This window comes from Armatimonas sp., from assembly GCF_031410135.1.
GTDB lineage: Bacteria > Armatimonadota > Armatimonadia > Armatimonadales > Armatimonadaceae > Armatimonas.
Genome location: NZ_JANNYP010000074.1, coordinates 1 through 14881, shown reverse-complemented (window position 1 = coordinate 14881; position 14881 = coordinate 1). Strand labels below are relative to the sequence as shown.

The following is a 14881-nucleotide window of genomic DNA, read 5'->3' as shown; positions in this document are numbered from 1 at the left end:
TTGTACAATTTCTTGGGAGTTGGGGGTCATGGCAGTCTCCTGGCGTTATTTTTGTGGTACAGACATTATGCCTGAAATTGCCACCCCCAACTCCTTCAACCAAAATGAGTCACACCCATATCAATAGCTATGTCTCTGCAGGCAATAGTCCAATTATTATTGCGGAGGATATCAGTGACAACGGCATGATCTTATGTAGTAATGAGTCCGTCAGCTCAGACTATCTCTTAATCCCACTATAGATCAAACTGTAGGAAGTAAGACATCACGTAATGAAACGTCCTAAAATCGTCGTGGTAGGTAGCTCCAACACGGACCTCGTTGTCTCTGTCCCACAAATCCCTGCACCGGGCCAGACGGTCTTAGGGGGAGCGCTTCAGACCGTCGCGGGGGGCAAAGGAGCAAATCAAGCCGTAGCTGCGGCGCGGCTGGGAGGCGATGTTTGCTTAATCGCCCGTGTCGGGGACGATGCCTATGGGACGGTGGCGAGAGCAAACTTTGAGCACGAAGGGCTCGACACGCGCTTTGTCTTTGTTACAGCCGGGGTGGCCTCAGGCGTCGCACTAATCGCCGTAGATCAGACCACGGGGGAGAATAGTATTGTCGTCGCGCCAGGGGCCAATGCTTGCCTCCGTGCTGCCGATATCGCAGCCGCAAGCGCCGCTTTTGAGGAGGCAAAAATGGTGGTTGTCTCGCTAGAAATCCCCGATGAAGCTGTCTTTGCCGCTGTGGAAGCGGGCTTTTCGCGCGGGATTCCGGTGCTCCTCAACCCCGCCCCCGCGCGTGCTCTGCCTCGGGAGATTTTAGAGAAACTGACGATTCTCACGCCCAACCAGACCGAGTGTGAGCAGCTTGGAGGAAGTGAGGCGCTTCTGGCAGGGGGTGTCAAGACCCTCATCACCACGCTGGGAGCCTCGGGAGTTCATCTTGAGCAGCTCGGCAAGTCTCCGCAGAGATTCCCCGCTCCCTCTGTTATTCCCGTGGACACGGTTGCGGCGGGTGACTGCTTCACGGGCGCTCTGGCGGTCGAGCTGGCCCGTGGAGAGCCTCTGGATCGTGCGATTGGATTTGCTTGCGCCGCCGCCGCTGTGAAAGTGACACGGCCAGGTGCGCAGTCGGGCTTACCGTACCGCGGCCAGGTGACGGTACAATAGCCTTTAGTGCAGGACAACGATCTTAAAACTAGCAATGACGCTCGCCTACGCGGGGTCTCGGATCACATTCACACCGAGATGCTCGCCAGCCAGACCGGTGAAGAAGCCCTCCAGCAGTTTGCGGAGTCTGCACGAAAGCTCATTGGGGCGCGTTACTGTGCCATTGGTGTGGCCCGTGCCGATGGCGAGGAGCTGGAGGAGTTCTTAACCGCAGGGCTAACCCGCGAGCAAGAAGCCATTATCGGAGTCAAGCCACGCGGTGGCGGCATTTTGGGCCTCTTGCTCCAGCGCACCACGCCGCTTCGGCTAGAGACGCTGGGAACGCACCCCTCGGCGGTCGGAATGCCGGCGAATCACCCGCCGATGGAGAGCTTTTTAGGGGTACCCATTCGCTACCAGCAGACGGTTCTTGGCAGTATCTACCTCACGGAGAAGCCCGGCGGATTCACTTCGGACGATGAGAAGACGATTCTCGCACTCTCCATGCATCTGGCTGTCGCCATCCGAAACTGGCAGCTCCTGAAGCGCCAGCGCTCCCTGGTCGCAGGGCTGATCACGGCACAAGAAGAAGAGCGCCGCGCCGTCGCCTACGACCTTCACGATGGTCTCACGCAGTTTGTCATGGCCGCCCACATGCACCTTTCGGCCTTCCAGCGTGTGCACAACGACGACGATGAAGATCTCTTGCTGGGCCTTCAGTACCTCAAAGATGCGGTTATCGAATCACGACGACTCATCAATGGGCTACGCTCGCTGGCACTGGACGACATGGGGCTGGCTGGCGCACTGGCGCAGCTGGTTCAGGAAGAAAAGCAACGAGCAGGGTGGGCCGATGCGGATTTTTTGCACAATGTCGAGGGGGAGCGCTTTAGCGTGCCGCTTGTAACGGCTGTCTACCGAGTCGCCCAAGAAGCCCTTACCAATGCCCGCAAGCACGCCATCGCGCACCGCATTCAGGTAACACTTCTCCGTGAGAACAATCACTTGTTAATCTTAAGTGTTAGCGACGATGGACAGGGCTTCGATCCCACAGGAATTCAAGCCGATGACAAGCACATCGGGCTACACGGTATGACGGAGCGGGTGCGGCTACTAGAGGGGACATTGTTGATTGAAAGTGCCCTCGGCACAGGCACCCAGCTCGTCGCCAGCTTTCCCGCACCATATCATGAGGAGTTTGCAAATGAGTAGTCACTACACGGTCTTATTGGTAGATGACCATGCGATTGTCCGAGGCGGCGTCAAGGCCATGCTACGCGGCACCGAGTTCGATGTGATCGGCGAGGCATCTTCGGGTGCTGAGGGCATTGTCGTTGCCGAAGAAAAAAAACCGGATCTGGTGCTTCTGGATATCCGTATGGCAGGTGGCGATGGCTTCAGTGCCCTTGTCGCGATCAAGGCTGCCCTCCCGACAACCGTCGTCCTCATGCTCTCGACCTACGACAATCCCACGTACATGGCCCGTGCCATCGCAGGAGGAGCCGCAGGGTACTTGCTCAAGGGTATCGAGCACGAAGCATTGCTAGAAGCGATGCGTGCGGTTCTTCGAGGCGAGCAGCTTCTCTCCACCCAAGACCTGATCCGCTCTCTCCGGGTGGTCGGGGAGTCTGCCCAAGCCGCCGACCTGATCGAGCCTCTAACCAAGCGGGAAGAGGAAGTCCTAAAGCTCATGGCAACGGGCCTGACCAACCGCGAGATGGCTGGGGTTCTCTTCATCAGTGAGGGCACGGTCAAGACCCATGTGGAGCACATTATCGGCAAGCTCGGGGTCTCGGATCGGGTTCAGGCAGCGGTCTGGGCCGCGCGCCAGGGGCTTGTCAGCGAAGCAGATCTCCCCAAGCTCTCCACCCACCACTAATAAATACGCCGTTTGGCGGACGATTTCATCCTATTTCTCGCCTATTATGCTCGCATGAGTCGGTCTACGAATGGGTGCTTGCTACACTGCGACGGGCCAGGCTGTGATGCCTCGGTTCCCGCTCCCGTGTTGCTCCGTGCCTCCCTCGCCACGGAACCCGCTCCCCCACGCTGGCTCTTTGTGCAAGAGAGCGATACCTGGAAACACTACTGCCCTCTGTGTGCACGCCGCATTGTTACCGCTCGCCAAATCCGTCAAATCGTGGATTCAACAAACCGCGAACTAGCCTAAAATCAGAGCATCAGATAACCGTTTGGAGATTTATTAAAATGAGACTAGAACCCCTCTTTCGAATTGCTTACACCAAAGTACTTGTGCCCGTGGACTGCACACCTCTTTCGCAGCGCACTTTGCTAGAAGCAGCTCGCCTCATGGTGCCACTCACGGGTGCTCAAATGACCCTGCTCGCCACCGTTCCCCACACCGAGGGGACGAGCCCTGAGATGGACACGATCCGGCAAGCACGCTGGCGACATGCGGAGCAGGCACTGGATCAGTCCCGAAAGTTTCTGCGTGACTACGGCTACTACGTCCGCACCCGTATCCAAGTTGCAGACGATGCCGCGCACGCCCTTATCGTCGAGGCACAAGAAAACCACTACGATCTGATTGTGATTGGGAGCCACTTCAACCACACCGACGAGCCCTGCGCTCCGTCTGAGGCGGACAAGCTCCTCGCCGCGCTTCCCATGCCGGTCATTGTGGTAGATAGCCGCATGAAATAGCGTAGCTGTTGACTTCGCGCTATACTGGGGTTGTTCGGTTACTCCGTCTATTTCAGAGAGGACAGCCCCATGTATTCCAGTCAAGATCAACAGCCCCCCCAGTACACTCCCCCCGCGCAACGAGTGCGCTTCGAGGACATTGGAGTCGCCTTTCAGCTTTTGCAGAAACAGCTCGGAGCCTGGGTTGGTGCAGGAGCTATAGCAACATTCAGTATTGCCGCAGTCGTCATTCCCTTCTATGTGATGCTGATTGCGGGCCTGCTACGCCAGGGTGAGAGAATCAATCCCGCCACACTGATCGGCCCTGGCATCCTCATGTTCGTCGGGCTTATTGCGCTTTCCACCATCATCACGAGCGGAATGTACCAGATGGCTCTAAAACAGCTACGCGGTCAGACACTTAGTGTGGGAGACATGTTTGCCAATATCAACAAAGCCGGCCCTATCTTAGGCCTTCTTCTTATCCTTGGGCTTATTGGCGGACTCATTGGTGGTGTCTTAGGAGCAATTCTAACACCTATTCTTGGCCCTTTTACCAGCATCGTGACATCTCTTCCTAGCTATATCGCCGGTGCGCTTTCTTCGCTCTCGGTTCTTCTTGTGCTTGATCAGAACATGAGCCCGGTTGATGCCATTAAAGAGAGCTGGACAAAGCTGAAATCGGAGATCTGGATAGCGCTTGCGTTTATCTTGGTCGCCAGTATGGCAAGTAGTCTTGGTAGTCTTGCGTGCGGAATCGGGATGATTTTCACACTCCCTCTGTACTACCTTTGCATCGCTCTCATGTACCGCAACTTCTACCCGGAGCGCTTTGAAAGTGGTGGAGGCCAGTAAGTCCATGTCTATGAGTCCTCCGCCGCCGTCGGCTCACCTCCATAAAGGGCTGATTATCAATGCTTGGGCGCTCTACCGAAAGCATCTCTGGCTTTGGCTGACGGCATCGGCGATCTGCTGTGGCCTCCAAGTTGGGATCTGGTTCTTGCTCCTGCGCTTCGTGAAGTCTCCCGAGCACGAGAGCCCGCTGAAGCTCTATCTCCTCATGATCCTGTTCTGGGTCCTGGTGGCGGGAGTCAGTCGTTTCTTTCAGACGGGCCTGACGCGGCTCGCGCTGGATCAGCTCTCCGGGGAGCCTGTGCGACTAAAGCGGCTGCTGGCACCAGCGGCGGGGTTCTGGATCACTCTGGCGACATCCGTGGTGGCGGCACTCGGTGTGCAGCTCGGCTTTACCATGTACACGATCCCGGGCCTGATTCTGGAGGGGATGTTTTTACTGGTCTGCCCAATCCTCGCCGATAGAAAGCTCTCCGTCACCGAGACCATTCGCCTGAGCATCCAGACTCTCCAACCCGAGCTTCTTCAGGCGACGCTGTTTGGGATGTGCCTGAGCCTTCTTAGTGGCGCGGCGGGCGCGGTGATGGGGACAATCGCCTGGCCCCTCGCGCTTGCGGGGGTGATCTTTTTCTATCCCCTGGTGCCACAAGTCCAAGCGCTTCTCTACCGGAGCTACTTTGCCTACAGCAGCTTTGAGTACCGGGTACAATAGTGCCCGTGAACCAGCCAACAACGTGGCGGTATCACTACTCGGCGGTTGCAGGGAGTGGAATGAGTGCCTTGGCACAGTTCCAGGCCATGACCGGTGCGAAAGTCAGCGGGAGCGACCGTGCGCTAGACAAAGGGGAGCAAGCTGCCACCCGAGCCGCACTGGAAAAACAGGGTATCGTGATCTATCCCCAAGATGGGAGTGGAGTTGGCCCCGACTGCCAGAGCATAATCGTCTCCACGGCAGTAGAGCCCACGGTCGCCGACTATGTCGCGGCTAAAGAGCAGAACATCCCCATTGTCCATCGGGCAGAGATGCTCACCCAGCTCGCGGCGCAGTACCGAACCATTGCCGTCGGAGGAACGAGCGGCAAGTCCACCGTGGTCGCCATGATCTTTGAGATTCTCCAAGGCGTGGGACGGCAGCCCTCGGTGATAACGGGCGGTAATTTAGTCTGTCTGGAGAAACAAGGGCTGATTGGCAACGCATGGTTTGGTGGCTCGGATTTACTGGTGATTGAGGCGGACGAGAGCGATGGCTCCATTGTCCAGTACACCCCACACATCGGGGTTGTGCTCAACTTGTCCAAGGATCATAAAGAAGTGGACGAAGTCGCAGGGCTTTTTGCCCGCTTCCGCACCCAGACCAAGGGCGCTTTTATTGTTGGAGAAGCCGATAATCTCACGCCTCTCAAAGACAACAGCACCGTTTTTGGTTTTGGTGAGGGCGCAAAGATACGCGGTGAGGATCTATCACTCACGTCTGTGGGGAGCGCTTTTCGGGTCGGTAGTACCCGCTTCACCCTGCCAACTCCGGGCAGGCACAACATCGAGAATGCCCTAGCCGCGATTGCCGCCTGCCAGGCACTTGGCATTACCCTAAACGAGATGGTCACTCCCCTAGCCCTCTTCCAAGGCGTTGCCCGGCGCTTCCAGAGCCTGGGTGTGGTAGATGAGATCGAGGTCATTGATGACTTCGCACACAATCCCGTAAAAGTCCAAGCCGCTATCGAGACCGCGCAGCTGCGGGCAGGCAGAGTTCTGGCAATCTACCAGCCGCACGGCTTCACCCCGACTCGGTTTCTACGCCCCGATTTTGTGGAGTCTTTCTCTGCTGCTCTCCGCCCCGATGATAGGCTCTGGCTCCTGGAAATCTTCTATGCCGGTGGGACGGCTCAGCGAGATTTTTCCGCCGCTGAGATCGTCACCGATATCATCTGCAAGGGAAAAAACGCTGAGTTTGCAGAAACCCGCGAGGCTCTCCGAAAGCGGCTGCTGGAAGAGGCACACCCCGGCGATCTGATCCTGATTATGGGAGCGCGAGACCCCTCCCTGACGGAGTTTGGGCGTGAGCTGGTTCACTCACTGGAGACACGATGAGCCTGCCAGCGACGTTCTATGTGCCCTTGGAGCGGGATATTTTGCGCCTGACGGGGCGTGATCGCCAAAGCTTTTTGCAGGGCATGGTCAGCAACGATGTCGCCTCACTCACACCAGGCGAGGGCTGCTATGCCTTTCACCTCACCAGTAAAGGGCAGATTATCGCCGATCTGCTGGTGCTCTGCCTCGACGACTCTTTACTACTGAGCACCGAGCCAGGCTGGGGGGTCGCGCTGACAGAGTCTCTGGAGCACCATCTGGTCATGGAGCGCGTCAAGATTTCCTCTAGTACAGCGACCACCTACTTCGTCTATGGCACCAAACCCGACGAGCCCTGTGTCTTCAACGGCCTCGGCTGGCTCGTCTACGATGCCCCGCCTGCCGGATTAACTTCGCAAGAGGAAACAACCTACGAGGGGCTACGAATCGAGACAGGGATTCCACGGGGCCGGATAGACTTTGATGAGAAAACGCTGGCACCTGAGACTGGGCAGGCGAGCCGGGCCATTCATTACAAAAAAGGCTGCTATGTGGGCCAAGAAGTCGTTGCACGAATTGATGCACGTGGCCACACCAACCGGGCTCTGGTGCGCCTCACCCTCACCGAGCTCGTCGCCCCCAAAACTCCGATGTTCGTGGACGATAAAGAAGTCGGCTGGGTAACCTCATGTGCGATTGGCCCCATACTTGGCGTGCCGGTTGCACTGGGCTACCTTCGCAACGAGTTCGCGGCGGTAGGCACACCCCTTCAAGTCGGCTCAGGCAGCGGGGTCGTCCGTTGAAAAACAAGCTCCTTGGTGCTGGTATCGCTGCCTTTGTGATGGTAGTCGGGGCAATTTTTTGGGCACTCAATGCCTGGGAGTACCAGCAGCTTGGTCCCACTCTCGTTCGGCGACATCTGGTGCGTGGCGTGGTGGAAATCCAGCGCAACAATCGCTGGGAGTCCTCGTTTATAGTCGCTCCGCGTGCGCCCCTGCTCACGCGCGACGACCTCAAGCGCATCACGATCTCGGACTTACACTGGGGGGAAGCAGGACTTTTGGCAGCGACCGCGACAATCGCTCCCGGCAAGCCTCTTGAGGGTCGCCTGGCCTTTATTGTCCAGTTCCTTGAGACGAGTGATGGTAAGGTTATCCGTGACCGTAGCCTGCGCCAGACGATTTCCTGGCCAGGAGGCACAAAAATTGCCTTTGTTCTGCCCACAAGTTTGTTTAAACCCATCCGTAATCAACAAACCCAGGTGACTCTGGAACCCATAGAATAGGAACTTTCTTTTTATGTCTACGTCTCGCTTTAGCCAAGGTGGCTTCCATCACATTGCTCTACGTACTCGAAATTTTGATAAATCACTGGCTTTCTACACCGAAGGCATGGGTTTCCCCATCGCACACTCTTGGGGCGAGGGTGAAAAACGTATCGCCCTACTAGACCTAGGAGATGGAAACTACTTAGAGCTTTTCGCCTGCACAGAGGGCACCGAGATCATCGAAGGAAACCAGTATTTTCACGTCGCCCTACGCTCTACGGATGTAGGTACCGATATTGAAAAAGTGCGAAAATTAGGTTGCCCAATTACAATCGAGCCCAAGAGTGTCGATGTTAATGGGAAAACCATCCGGGTAGGCTTCTTTTTAGGTCCGGATAAAGAAACCTGGGAATTCTTCCAAAACGACGAACTCTAAGATATACTTTAATCACTAAAAAGTTTTTCTCCTCATGATGCACCAGAGACAAAAATCAAAAACATTCGATCTAGGATGGTTTCTCGTCCTAGTGTTAGTCGCAGCACTTTTTGTCTGCTTAGTTATCTCACAGGGATTACGGCATCAAATTGGAGGCAAGTGGTCTCTTCCGCTTGTTGGTCTAGCACTAGCAATCACAATCTACTTACAGCCCCCTGTGCAGGTAGTCGTGCGCCGCTGGCGAGAAGACCGCCGCGACGAAGCGGAGAAGCGCTGGTGGCGCGAACGAGAAGAGCGCGAGCGAGCGGCACACATTCGAACCGAGGCATTGCGCGAAGGCAAAATCAGACGCGAGAGCAAAAAGAAGAAATAACCGCGAGCTGGCTAAGAACCAGCTCGCGGTTATTTTATTACACCTAATTTTTGTGGTGACCCGCTAGCGATCCATGCGCTCGCCTTCGAAAATTGCAAGGACGATCGGCCCCCAAAAGGCTAGTCCCCAACCCGCAAACGTCAGGAACTGCTGTTCCACAGGATGCGCGGCCACAAAGTCTTGATGACCGATCGTAAAAAGAATCGCGATGCCCGTTAAGGTGCCGCCCCACGCCAACAACGCACGGTGCTGCCATTTCAACTTTGTGAAGAAAAGCTCAATCATAGTGTCCTAACTTTACCTGAATTTTCGGCGTTTTGCCACTGAAACCACAAGGAAAATTAACAGCCCTGCTCCGGTTATTCCCGTAACATAGCTCCCCTCACGAAAGTTAGGAGTGTGATACGTGAGACTGACGTCCTGGGCTCTCGGTGGCACTAGTACCCCCATGAAGAGATAGTCAGCCCCCAAGATGGGTACAGGCTTCCCATCAATCGTCGCCAGCCAGCCTTTGTAGTAGGCCTCATGAATCACTAAAAGACCAGAAGCGGCGTTCGTTTTTATTTCTATCGTGTTGGGATCGGGACGCTTGGTCGTCAGCATCGCCAGATGGGTTGTCACGTTTTGCTCTAGTGGTTGGGAAATGATCACGGGGCCAGTAGGCAGTGTCTTCAGCAGCTCTAGTGCCTTCGTAGAGCTAGCTTCGACCACCCAGGTTGTGGCGATAGAGGCAAGGGGCAGGGCAGTGTCGCGGCGGTAGAGCTGTGGAGAAAGCTGAGTGAAGGGTATCGGTGACTCACTAATGACATAGCGCACTCCGAGACGATCCAGTAAGCCTGTCTTAGTGAGGGGCCAGTCTTTGGATTTAGTGGTGGGGCTGAGCGGATCAATATCAGTGGGTGCCTTGCCAAAGGCCACCGCTAAAAAACGAACAAACTCTTGGCTGGTGAGAGAGTCGTAGCCCACAGCGCTATTGCGATGCGAAAAAATCCCCGCCTCTGGCCAAACTTTGGTCTCTCCAAGCGGGAGAAAACGATAGTCGGTTGCATCGACAGGTAGTATTGCATGGAATGCCTCAATAGGCAGTGGTGAGATGGGACGTGGCAGAGAAAGATACTTTGCATTACTCAGCCAGAGATCCAAAAAGAGGACGACTAACGGCAGATAGCCCCGTCGGGGCGAGCGCAGAAATAGAAATACAAGAGCGAGACCAGACCAAACCACAAAGAGCGCCAGGCCAAGACGCTGCCCTGCTAACATTCCCTGAAGTTTGGCAAGCTGGCGCTCGGGGTGCTCAGGATAGCGAGCATAAACCTGAGCCTGTCCCCAGTCCATCAGCCATCTTTGACCGACAACAGCGATAACGAGCACAACAAACCCTAGTAACAAAATTCCGACGAAGTACGGCCGAAGCTTCGCTAGATCGTTTTTCTCCGCATCCAACAGTGCTGCAAGTCCCAACCCGCCCAGTGTGGGTAGGGAAAACGCAACAAGAAACATCCAGCGCATCGGGCGGGCGATCAGGTTCAGAATCGGGAGCTTAGATAAAAACGGGTAAAGTGGATTGAATGTCCCCATTGCCAAGAGAATTCCACCAAGCGCCAGTGCCCCAAATAACCAAGTGCGCTGCTGCCGTGCCAGTAAGAGCGCCACAAGGGCAAACTGAAGTGTCAGGACACCCACATAACCTGGCATCTCCGCGCTAGGGCCTTTGAGAAGTGCATTGTGTGCGGCGGCACTTCCTAAGAGATCGGGAATGACTAACATTGGCAGTGCCAGAGGAGGCACAGACTGTTCCCGGACAAAAGACAGAGGCAGTGCGATGCGGGATGTCCGCTCCAGCACTGTGAGCGCGGGAAAGAGCTGGATCGCGGAGAGACCAAGGGAGATTAGAACGACGATGCCGTAGCGCAGTGTTAGGGCAACGGGTGCCACCCGAAGGCCCAGCAGCCAGCGTAGCGTGAAGACAACACTGACCATAAAACTAATCTCGGGAAACCCCGCGAGCAAGTTGACCCCGTAGAGAGCCCCCAGCAAAACCGGCCAGCGCAGGCTTCGCGGCTCGACAAGTGCCTTCTCCGTCACCAATAGGAGCCAGGGCATGCCTACCACGGCCTCAATTACAGGGAAGTGTCCAAATCCCACACGGGCCGTGAAGAATGTCCCGAGTACAAAGGCAAGCCCTGCGAACATCGCAGCGGGTACCGAGCGGGTGTAGTGGAGCAGCAGGAAGTACATTCCGACTGCCCCCAAGCAGAGATTCGCCAGCATGCCCCACAGAAGCCCTAAGCCCGCGGGTAGTGCTAGGGTCAGCCAGAACCATGGCGAGAAGAAGCCAGGCTCCAGACTAGCCAGAAATGGCATTCCTGCAAAGCTATAAGGCTTCCAGTGAGGTAGGACACCCGCGCGGAGACACTCTTGCGCAAAGGCCCGCCAGGGATAGTAGGAAAGGGGACCATCTTCGCCCAACCGCACCAGGCTCTCACTGCCTGTCATCAGTCCACTATAAAAGAGAAGAACTAACCCAACTAACAAAAGGGGCGGGGCCGCAGACCTCATAGACTCCTACATCTTATAGTATTTTTCGTCTTCGCTTATGGGAGGAATCTCAAAATTATACTGCTCAGCCCATTCCACTGTTTCTTGCCAGCGATCTTGCCGGTGGTCATCACTGGTCATGGCAGGCAGAAGATGGGGTGGCTCCGGCACTTCCTCATCCCCACGCTCAGCCCACTCACGATGGAGCTTTTCGTAGATCATAGACCACTTCCAGGGAAAAGGGCAAATAAAATGTTCATCCATGACAACATACCTCTGACTGCATTGTAACAAAAGTAAACCGTCTGTGCGGAACAATTTTAAAATTATCCAAAGGCTTTTGCAAGAAGATAGGCAACTGTGGCGGCAATGCCACCAATGCCAGCGGTTTCTAGAGCGCTCCGCCAGGAATTGCTTCCCGTGAATCGTCCTTTGACAAAGCCAAAAACAAAGAGAGCAAGCAGCGTGACGATGCAAGATAGGCGAAATGCCTCGCCGTGAGACTTCAAAAAGACATACGGAGCGAGAGGAATGAGCCCCCCGATAATATAGGAAACCCCAATCGTCACCGCACTCTGGATGGCGCGCTTCGGATCGGGCTCTTCCAGACCTAGTTCAAAGCGCATCATGAACTGGACATAGGCCTCGGGGTTTCGCTCCAGCCCGGCGATAATCGGGGCGATCTCTGTCTCGGTCAGGCCATACCCTTCAAACACCTCGCGGATCTCGGCAGCTTCAGCCTCGGGTTTATGGACGACTTCCCAGGCTTCTCGTTTCTTCTCACTCTGGTAGTGCTCTAGCTCACTCCGGGCTGCCAGATAGCCACCAAGCCCCATCGCAATTGAGCCTGCTGCAATCTCGGCCAGCCCGGCGGTCACCACGATATTGGTACCCAAAATCGCGCCAGAGAGGCCTGCCGCTAGTGCAAACGGAACAGTAAGCCCATCTGCCATCCCGATCACAACATCGCGGACACTCTCCGACGACTGAAAATGCGATTCGGGGTGATGGTCGTGGTGCGGCGGAGTGTTGTGATGAAGGTGTGTGTCCAAAAGAACTAGCGTCCGATCTTGATGCCCCCCTCACGGGGAGCGGTCACGGTAATCGGGGCGGTACTGTCCGTGGGGGCATCGGCATTGCGACCTCCTGCGGCTCCCACAAAGACAAACTTCAGGGGAGGAAGCTTCGCATCGCGTGTCCCCAGATACTTGGAATTGTCTGTTCCCCGAAGCGTAAAAATTGCCTCGTCTTTGTTACCGGGCACATAGATCGCAGACTGGTTGATGGTAATGCCCGGTGGTAAGCCCAGCACGGAGATTACCACATCGCTACGTCCATTCGTAGGGCGCACAACTTTCACCGTCACGGTTGCTGTCTTACCAGGCCCCAGATCCAGGCTCTCGATTCCTTGTACAGAGAGGCCAAAAGGTGGCTGCTCTCGTGCAATGCCAATAAAAGCAGCACTACGATCAATGGGGCGCAAGTTGTTGTTCTGGGTTCGGTAGAGCTCTATTGGGCGAGCCTGACGCTTCAGGGTGCGAACATTGCCCTGACTGTCGGTAAGCTCTGTGGTTCCTTCCAGCGTGATGGTTCCCCCACCCAGTGCCGCCTGATCATCGGCGGAGATCAGAATCAGTGCTTTATCATCATCGGGCGGGATCACCCCAACTTCAGCCTTGATACCGGAAGGAAGCCCTCTGAGCTTGAGGGTGATCGGGCCCTGAAGTGCTTCACGGCGGGTAGCACGAACGAGAAGGGCCGCACGACGCCCCGGAGCGAGATTGGCTCCGTCGGGCGTGATGGTCAGAGAAAAGTCGGGGATTCCCGCACCGATGGTCTCCCAGCAGTAGGCACCTCCTGAGGCCAGCGAGTCGGTTACTTCGACCACGTACTCGGCAGCTTTGGGGAAACAGCCCGGCATCCGCAGCTCTTCGTCGCCATCCATCACGCGAGTCTGGACGACGGCATCTTTTTCATCTTTAATGGTCACTCGGGGCCGCAGTGACGAGCCAAGGCGCTTGGTGTAGAGCTCCAGTCCCATGCCGGGTTTGAGTGCCAACACTTTAAAGCGATCCACCTGACTCTCCTGGGTGAGCCGACCAGAGAACATCGCCGGGAGTGTCACCGCCGTGGCCAGTCCTACCTCTATCGCTCCCCCACCATCGGGGAGATCGCGCACCAGCACCGGGGAGTCGCCCAGCGGTGTCGGCACCATCGTCACGCCTGCTGCATCTCGATCCAGCTGTGCCTCCACCGAAAGATTACCCATGCTAGCGGAGAAGCTCTTGCCCGGACGGCCTACCAAGTTCGAGAGGGTCAGATCAGCGGGCAGGTTCCCCATCGCCAGCCGGTAGATCGAGGCGGGATTGCCTTTCCAGAGTAAGTCCCGCGTCACCAGCGTGTACTCACCATCGTCGGGGCAGACCCACTCTAAGATCGGGTCAATATCAATGCGCCCCAGGCTCTTGCCTAGCTCTTTCCCCTTGGCATTGTAGAGATAGAGCACGGGGTTGAAGAACATCGGGCACTGCTCATTGAGGCGATAGGCTTTCAGATTGAAGGTCAGCGCCTCGCCTTTCTTGGCCGTAAAAACGAACTTATCTCGCTGTGCCGATTGTGTGAGTGCCCCATTGATCACGGTCGGCAGGGTAACATTCAGGGTCGTATTGGGCAGGGCAAGCTGCTCCGGAAGCCCCCCGATCTCAAACGAAAACGGTGTCGAGACCCCCTGCTCGGTCACCAACCGAACCTCGCGCACGCCGGGAGGAGCATCGGCCGCGACACTAATCTTAGCCGTTACCTGCCCGGCTCGGGCACGTGCTTGAAGCCAGCCCACCACTTTATCACGGTCATCTTTTTTGATATCCGCGCCACGGGATGTGATCATCCGATCCACGGTCGAAGCCCACTGCTCCGGCGACATCGTGCGGTTGTCCGGAGAGCGCGACTCGTGACAGGTAACACACTTTGCGTTAAAAAGGGGCCGGATACTGTCATCCGCAGCCACCCCGCCCCCCACCAGCTCGGCTTTTACGCCGGGAGCGCCGTTGACCACCACACGCTTAGCCCCTGCCAGTCCCCCGCCTCGAATCGCCACTTCCACACTCTGCCCTGCCTGCGCCCCCGCCGGGTAAAGCGCGGCGATACGCGGGTTCTGGGCAAAGGCGGCACTGACAAGCGTCAGCGCAAAGATCAGTCCAAGTGTACGTTTCATTGAGGGACTCCTGGTGCACTGGGTGCGGCAGTCGGCGCGGGGGGAAGCTCGCGCACAAGTTTGTTCTGAATCACATCGTAGAGACGGACACGACCATCGAGCGAAGCGGCGGCGAGGAGCTGGCTATTGGGCGAGATGGCAAGCCCCCAGATATCACTTATCGCCTCCGTGAACTCTTTTTCCATACGATTTCTGCCCAGGTTCCAGACCTTGACTTTCTTATCCGCCCCACCCGAGGCGGCAGTCTGGCCATTGGGAGCGACGGCGATGGCATAGACCCCGTCTGGATGGGCTCCACCAAAAGTCTGACCCACAAAACCCGTGCGCGGGTCGGGCTCTTTTGGATCACGGGCTTTGC

18 protein-coding genes are annotated in these 14881 nt (G+C 56.4%); 12 read left to right on the top strand and 6 right to left on the bottom strand.

Translation table 11 applies throughout. From position 1 onward, the window contains the following. Nucleotides 1-272: 272 nt before the first annotated feature. From RMO15_RS02680 to RMO15_RS02625, 12 genes are all read left to right on the top strand, one after another. Entirely contained in the window at nt 273-1154 is an 882-nt protein-coding gene (locus RMO15_RS02680) for a ribokinase (protein ID WP_309707554.1), read from the top strand. A 6-nt stretch (nt 1155-1160) separates the two neighbouring features. Next, nucleotides 1161-2345: a GAF domain-containing sensor histidine kinase gene (locus tag RMO15_RS02675; RefSeq protein ID WP_309707551.1), complete on the top strand. Its 1185-nt coding sequence runs from the start codon at nt 1161-1163 to the stop codon at nt 2343-2345. Beyond that, nucleotides 2338-3012, top strand: a complete 675-nt coding sequence (locus RMO15_RS02670) for a response regulator transcription factor (RefSeq protein WP_309707549.1) — start codon at nt 2338-2340, stop codon at nt 3010-3012. Before RMO15_RS02675 ends, RMO15_RS02670 begins: the two co-directional genes overlap by 8 nt. Nucleotides 3013-3066: 54 nt before the next feature. Continuing rightward, nucleotides 3067-3303 carry a hypothetical protein gene (locus RMO15_RS02665; protein ID WP_309707547.1) on the top strand — a complete coding sequence of 79 codons (237 nt, stop codon included), beginning with the start codon at nt 3067-3069 and terminating at the stop codon, nt 3301-3303. 38 nt (nt 3304-3341) lie between these two features. Further along, on the top strand, nt 3342-3797 hold the full coding sequence (locus RMO15_RS02660) for a universal stress protein (protein ID WP_309707545.1): 456 nt from the start codon (nt 3342-3344) through the stop codon (nt 3795-3797). Nucleotides 3798-3866: 69 nt separating this feature from the next. Continuing rightward, on the top strand, nt 3867-4631 hold the full coding sequence (locus RMO15_RS02655; protein ID WP_309707543.1) for a hypothetical protein: 765 nt from the start codon (nt 3867-3869) through the stop codon (nt 4629-4631). Between the two features lie 10 nt (nt 4632-4641). Further along, nucleotides 4642-5340, top strand: a complete 699-nt coding sequence (locus tag RMO15_RS02650) for a hypothetical protein (RefSeq protein WP_309707542.1) — start codon at nt 4642-4644, stop codon at nt 5338-5340. A 5-nt stretch (nt 5341-5345) separates the two neighbouring features. Beyond that, nucleotides 5346-6716 (top strand): Mur ligase domain-containing protein, encoded by a 1371-nt coding sequence (gene murC, locus RMO15_RS02645; RefSeq protein ID WP_309707540.1) that lies wholly within the window; start codon nt 5346-5348, stop codon nt 6714-6716. Then, complete coding sequence (locus tag RMO15_RS02640; RefSeq protein ID WP_309707538.1) at nt 6713-7498, top strand: glycine cleavage T C-terminal barrel domain-containing protein; 786 nt, start codon at nt 6713-6715, stop codon at nt 7496-7498. The genes murC and RMO15_RS02640 overlap by 4 nt, the downstream gene beginning before the upstream one ends. Next, nucleotides 7495-7980, top strand: coding sequence for a hypothetical protein (locus RMO15_RS02635; protein ID WP_309707536.1), 486 nt, complete (start codon nt 7495-7497; stop codon nt 7978-7980). Before RMO15_RS02640 ends, RMO15_RS02635 begins: the two co-directional genes overlap by 4 nt. A gap of 13 nt (nt 7981-7993) precedes the next feature. Next, on the top strand, nt 7994-8398 hold the full coding sequence (locus RMO15_RS02630) for a VOC family protein (protein ID WP_309707534.1): 405 nt from the start codon (nt 7994-7996) through the stop codon (nt 8396-8398). 229 nt (nt 8399-8627) lie between these two features. Then, nucleotides 8628-8771, top strand: a complete 144-nt coding sequence (locus RMO15_RS02625) for a hypothetical protein (RefSeq protein WP_309707532.1) — start codon at nt 8628-8630, stop codon at nt 8769-8771. 63 nt (nt 8772-8834) lie between these two features. On the opposite strand, the gene RMO15_RS02620 is transcribed toward RMO15_RS02625, so the two are convergent. The 6 genes from RMO15_RS02620 to RMO15_RS02595 all read right to left on the bottom strand — a co-directional run. Then, nucleotides 8835-9056, bottom strand: a complete 222-nt coding sequence (locus RMO15_RS02620) for a hypothetical protein (protein ID WP_309707531.1) — start codon at nt 9054-9056, stop codon at nt 8835-8837. Between the two features lie 12 nt (nt 9057-9068). Then, nucleotides 9069-11267 (bottom strand): YfhO family protein, encoded by a 2199-nt coding sequence (locus tag RMO15_RS02615; RefSeq protein WP_309707530.1) that lies wholly within the window; start codon nt 11265-11267, stop codon nt 9069-9071. Between the two features lie 69 nt (nt 11268-11336). Beyond that, a complete protein-coding gene (locus RMO15_RS02610) occupies nt 11337-11531 on the bottom strand; it encodes a hypothetical protein (RefSeq protein ID WP_309707529.1) in 195 nt (64 codons plus the stop codon). A 104-nt stretch (nt 11532-11635) separates the two neighbouring features. Then, nucleotides 11636-12361 carry a VIT1/CCC1 transporter family protein gene (locus tag RMO15_RS02605; RefSeq protein WP_309707527.1) on the bottom strand — a complete coding sequence of 242 codons (726 nt, stop codon included), beginning with the start codon at nt 12359-12361 and terminating at the stop codon, nt 11636-11638. A gap of 5 nt (nt 12362-12366) precedes the next feature. Further along, nucleotides 12367-14523 (bottom strand): cytochrome c, encoded by a 2157-nt coding sequence (locus RMO15_RS02600; protein WP_309707526.1) that lies wholly within the window; start codon nt 14521-14523, stop codon nt 12367-12369. Further along, nucleotides 14520-14881: hypothetical protein (locus RMO15_RS02595; RefSeq protein WP_309707525.1), on the bottom strand; the 362-nt coding region annotated here is incomplete at its 5' end. The genes RMO15_RS02595 and RMO15_RS02600, both read right to left, overlap by 4 nt.

Coding starts and splice junctions, on each gene's coding strand:
- RMO15_RS02650 (WP_309707542.1), top strand. CDS start 4,642: ATGAGTCCTCCGCCGCCGTCGGCTCACCTCCATAAAGGGCTGATTATC.
- RMO15_RS02620 (WP_309707531.1), bottom strand. CDS start 9,056: ATGATTGAGCTTTTCTTCACAAAGTTGAAATGGCAGCACCGTGCGTTG.
- RMO15_RS02660 (WP_309707545.1), top strand. CDS start 3,342: ATGAGACTAGAACCCCTCTTTCGAATTGCTTACACCAAAGTACTTGTG.
- RMO15_RS02600 (WP_309707526.1), bottom strand. CDS start 14,523: ATGAAACGTACACTTGGACTGATCTTTGCGCTGACGCTTGTCAGTGCC.
- RMO15_RS02655 (WP_309707543.1), top strand. CDS start 3,867: ATGTATTCCAGTCAAGATCAACAGCCCCCCCAGTACACTCCCCCCGCG.
- RMO15_RS02665 (WP_309707547.1), top strand. CDS start 3,067: ATGAGTCGGTCTACGAATGGGTGCTTGCTACACTGCGACGGGCCAGGC.
- RMO15_RS02670 (WP_309707549.1), top strand. CDS start 2,338: ATGAGTAGTCACTACACGGTCTTATTGGTAGATGACCATGCGATTGTC.
- RMO15_RS02680 (WP_309707554.1), top strand. CDS start 273: ATGAAACGTCCTAAAATCGTCGTGGTAGGTAGCTCCAACACGGACCTC.
- RMO15_RS02610 (WP_309707529.1), bottom strand. CDS start 11,531: ATGATCTACGAAAAGCTCCATCGTGAGTGGGCTGAGCGTGGGGATGAG.
- RMO15_RS02615 (WP_309707530.1), bottom strand. CDS start 11,267: ATGACAGGCAGTGAGAGCCTGGTGCGGTTGGGCGAAGATGGTCCCCTT.
- RMO15_RS02630 (WP_309707534.1), top strand. CDS start 7,994: ATGTCTACGTCTCGCTTTAGCCAAGGTGGCTTCCATCACATTGCTCTA.
- RMO15_RS02640 (WP_309707538.1), top strand. CDS start 6,713: ATGAGCCTGCCAGCGACGTTCTATGTGCCCTTGGAGCGGGATATTTTG.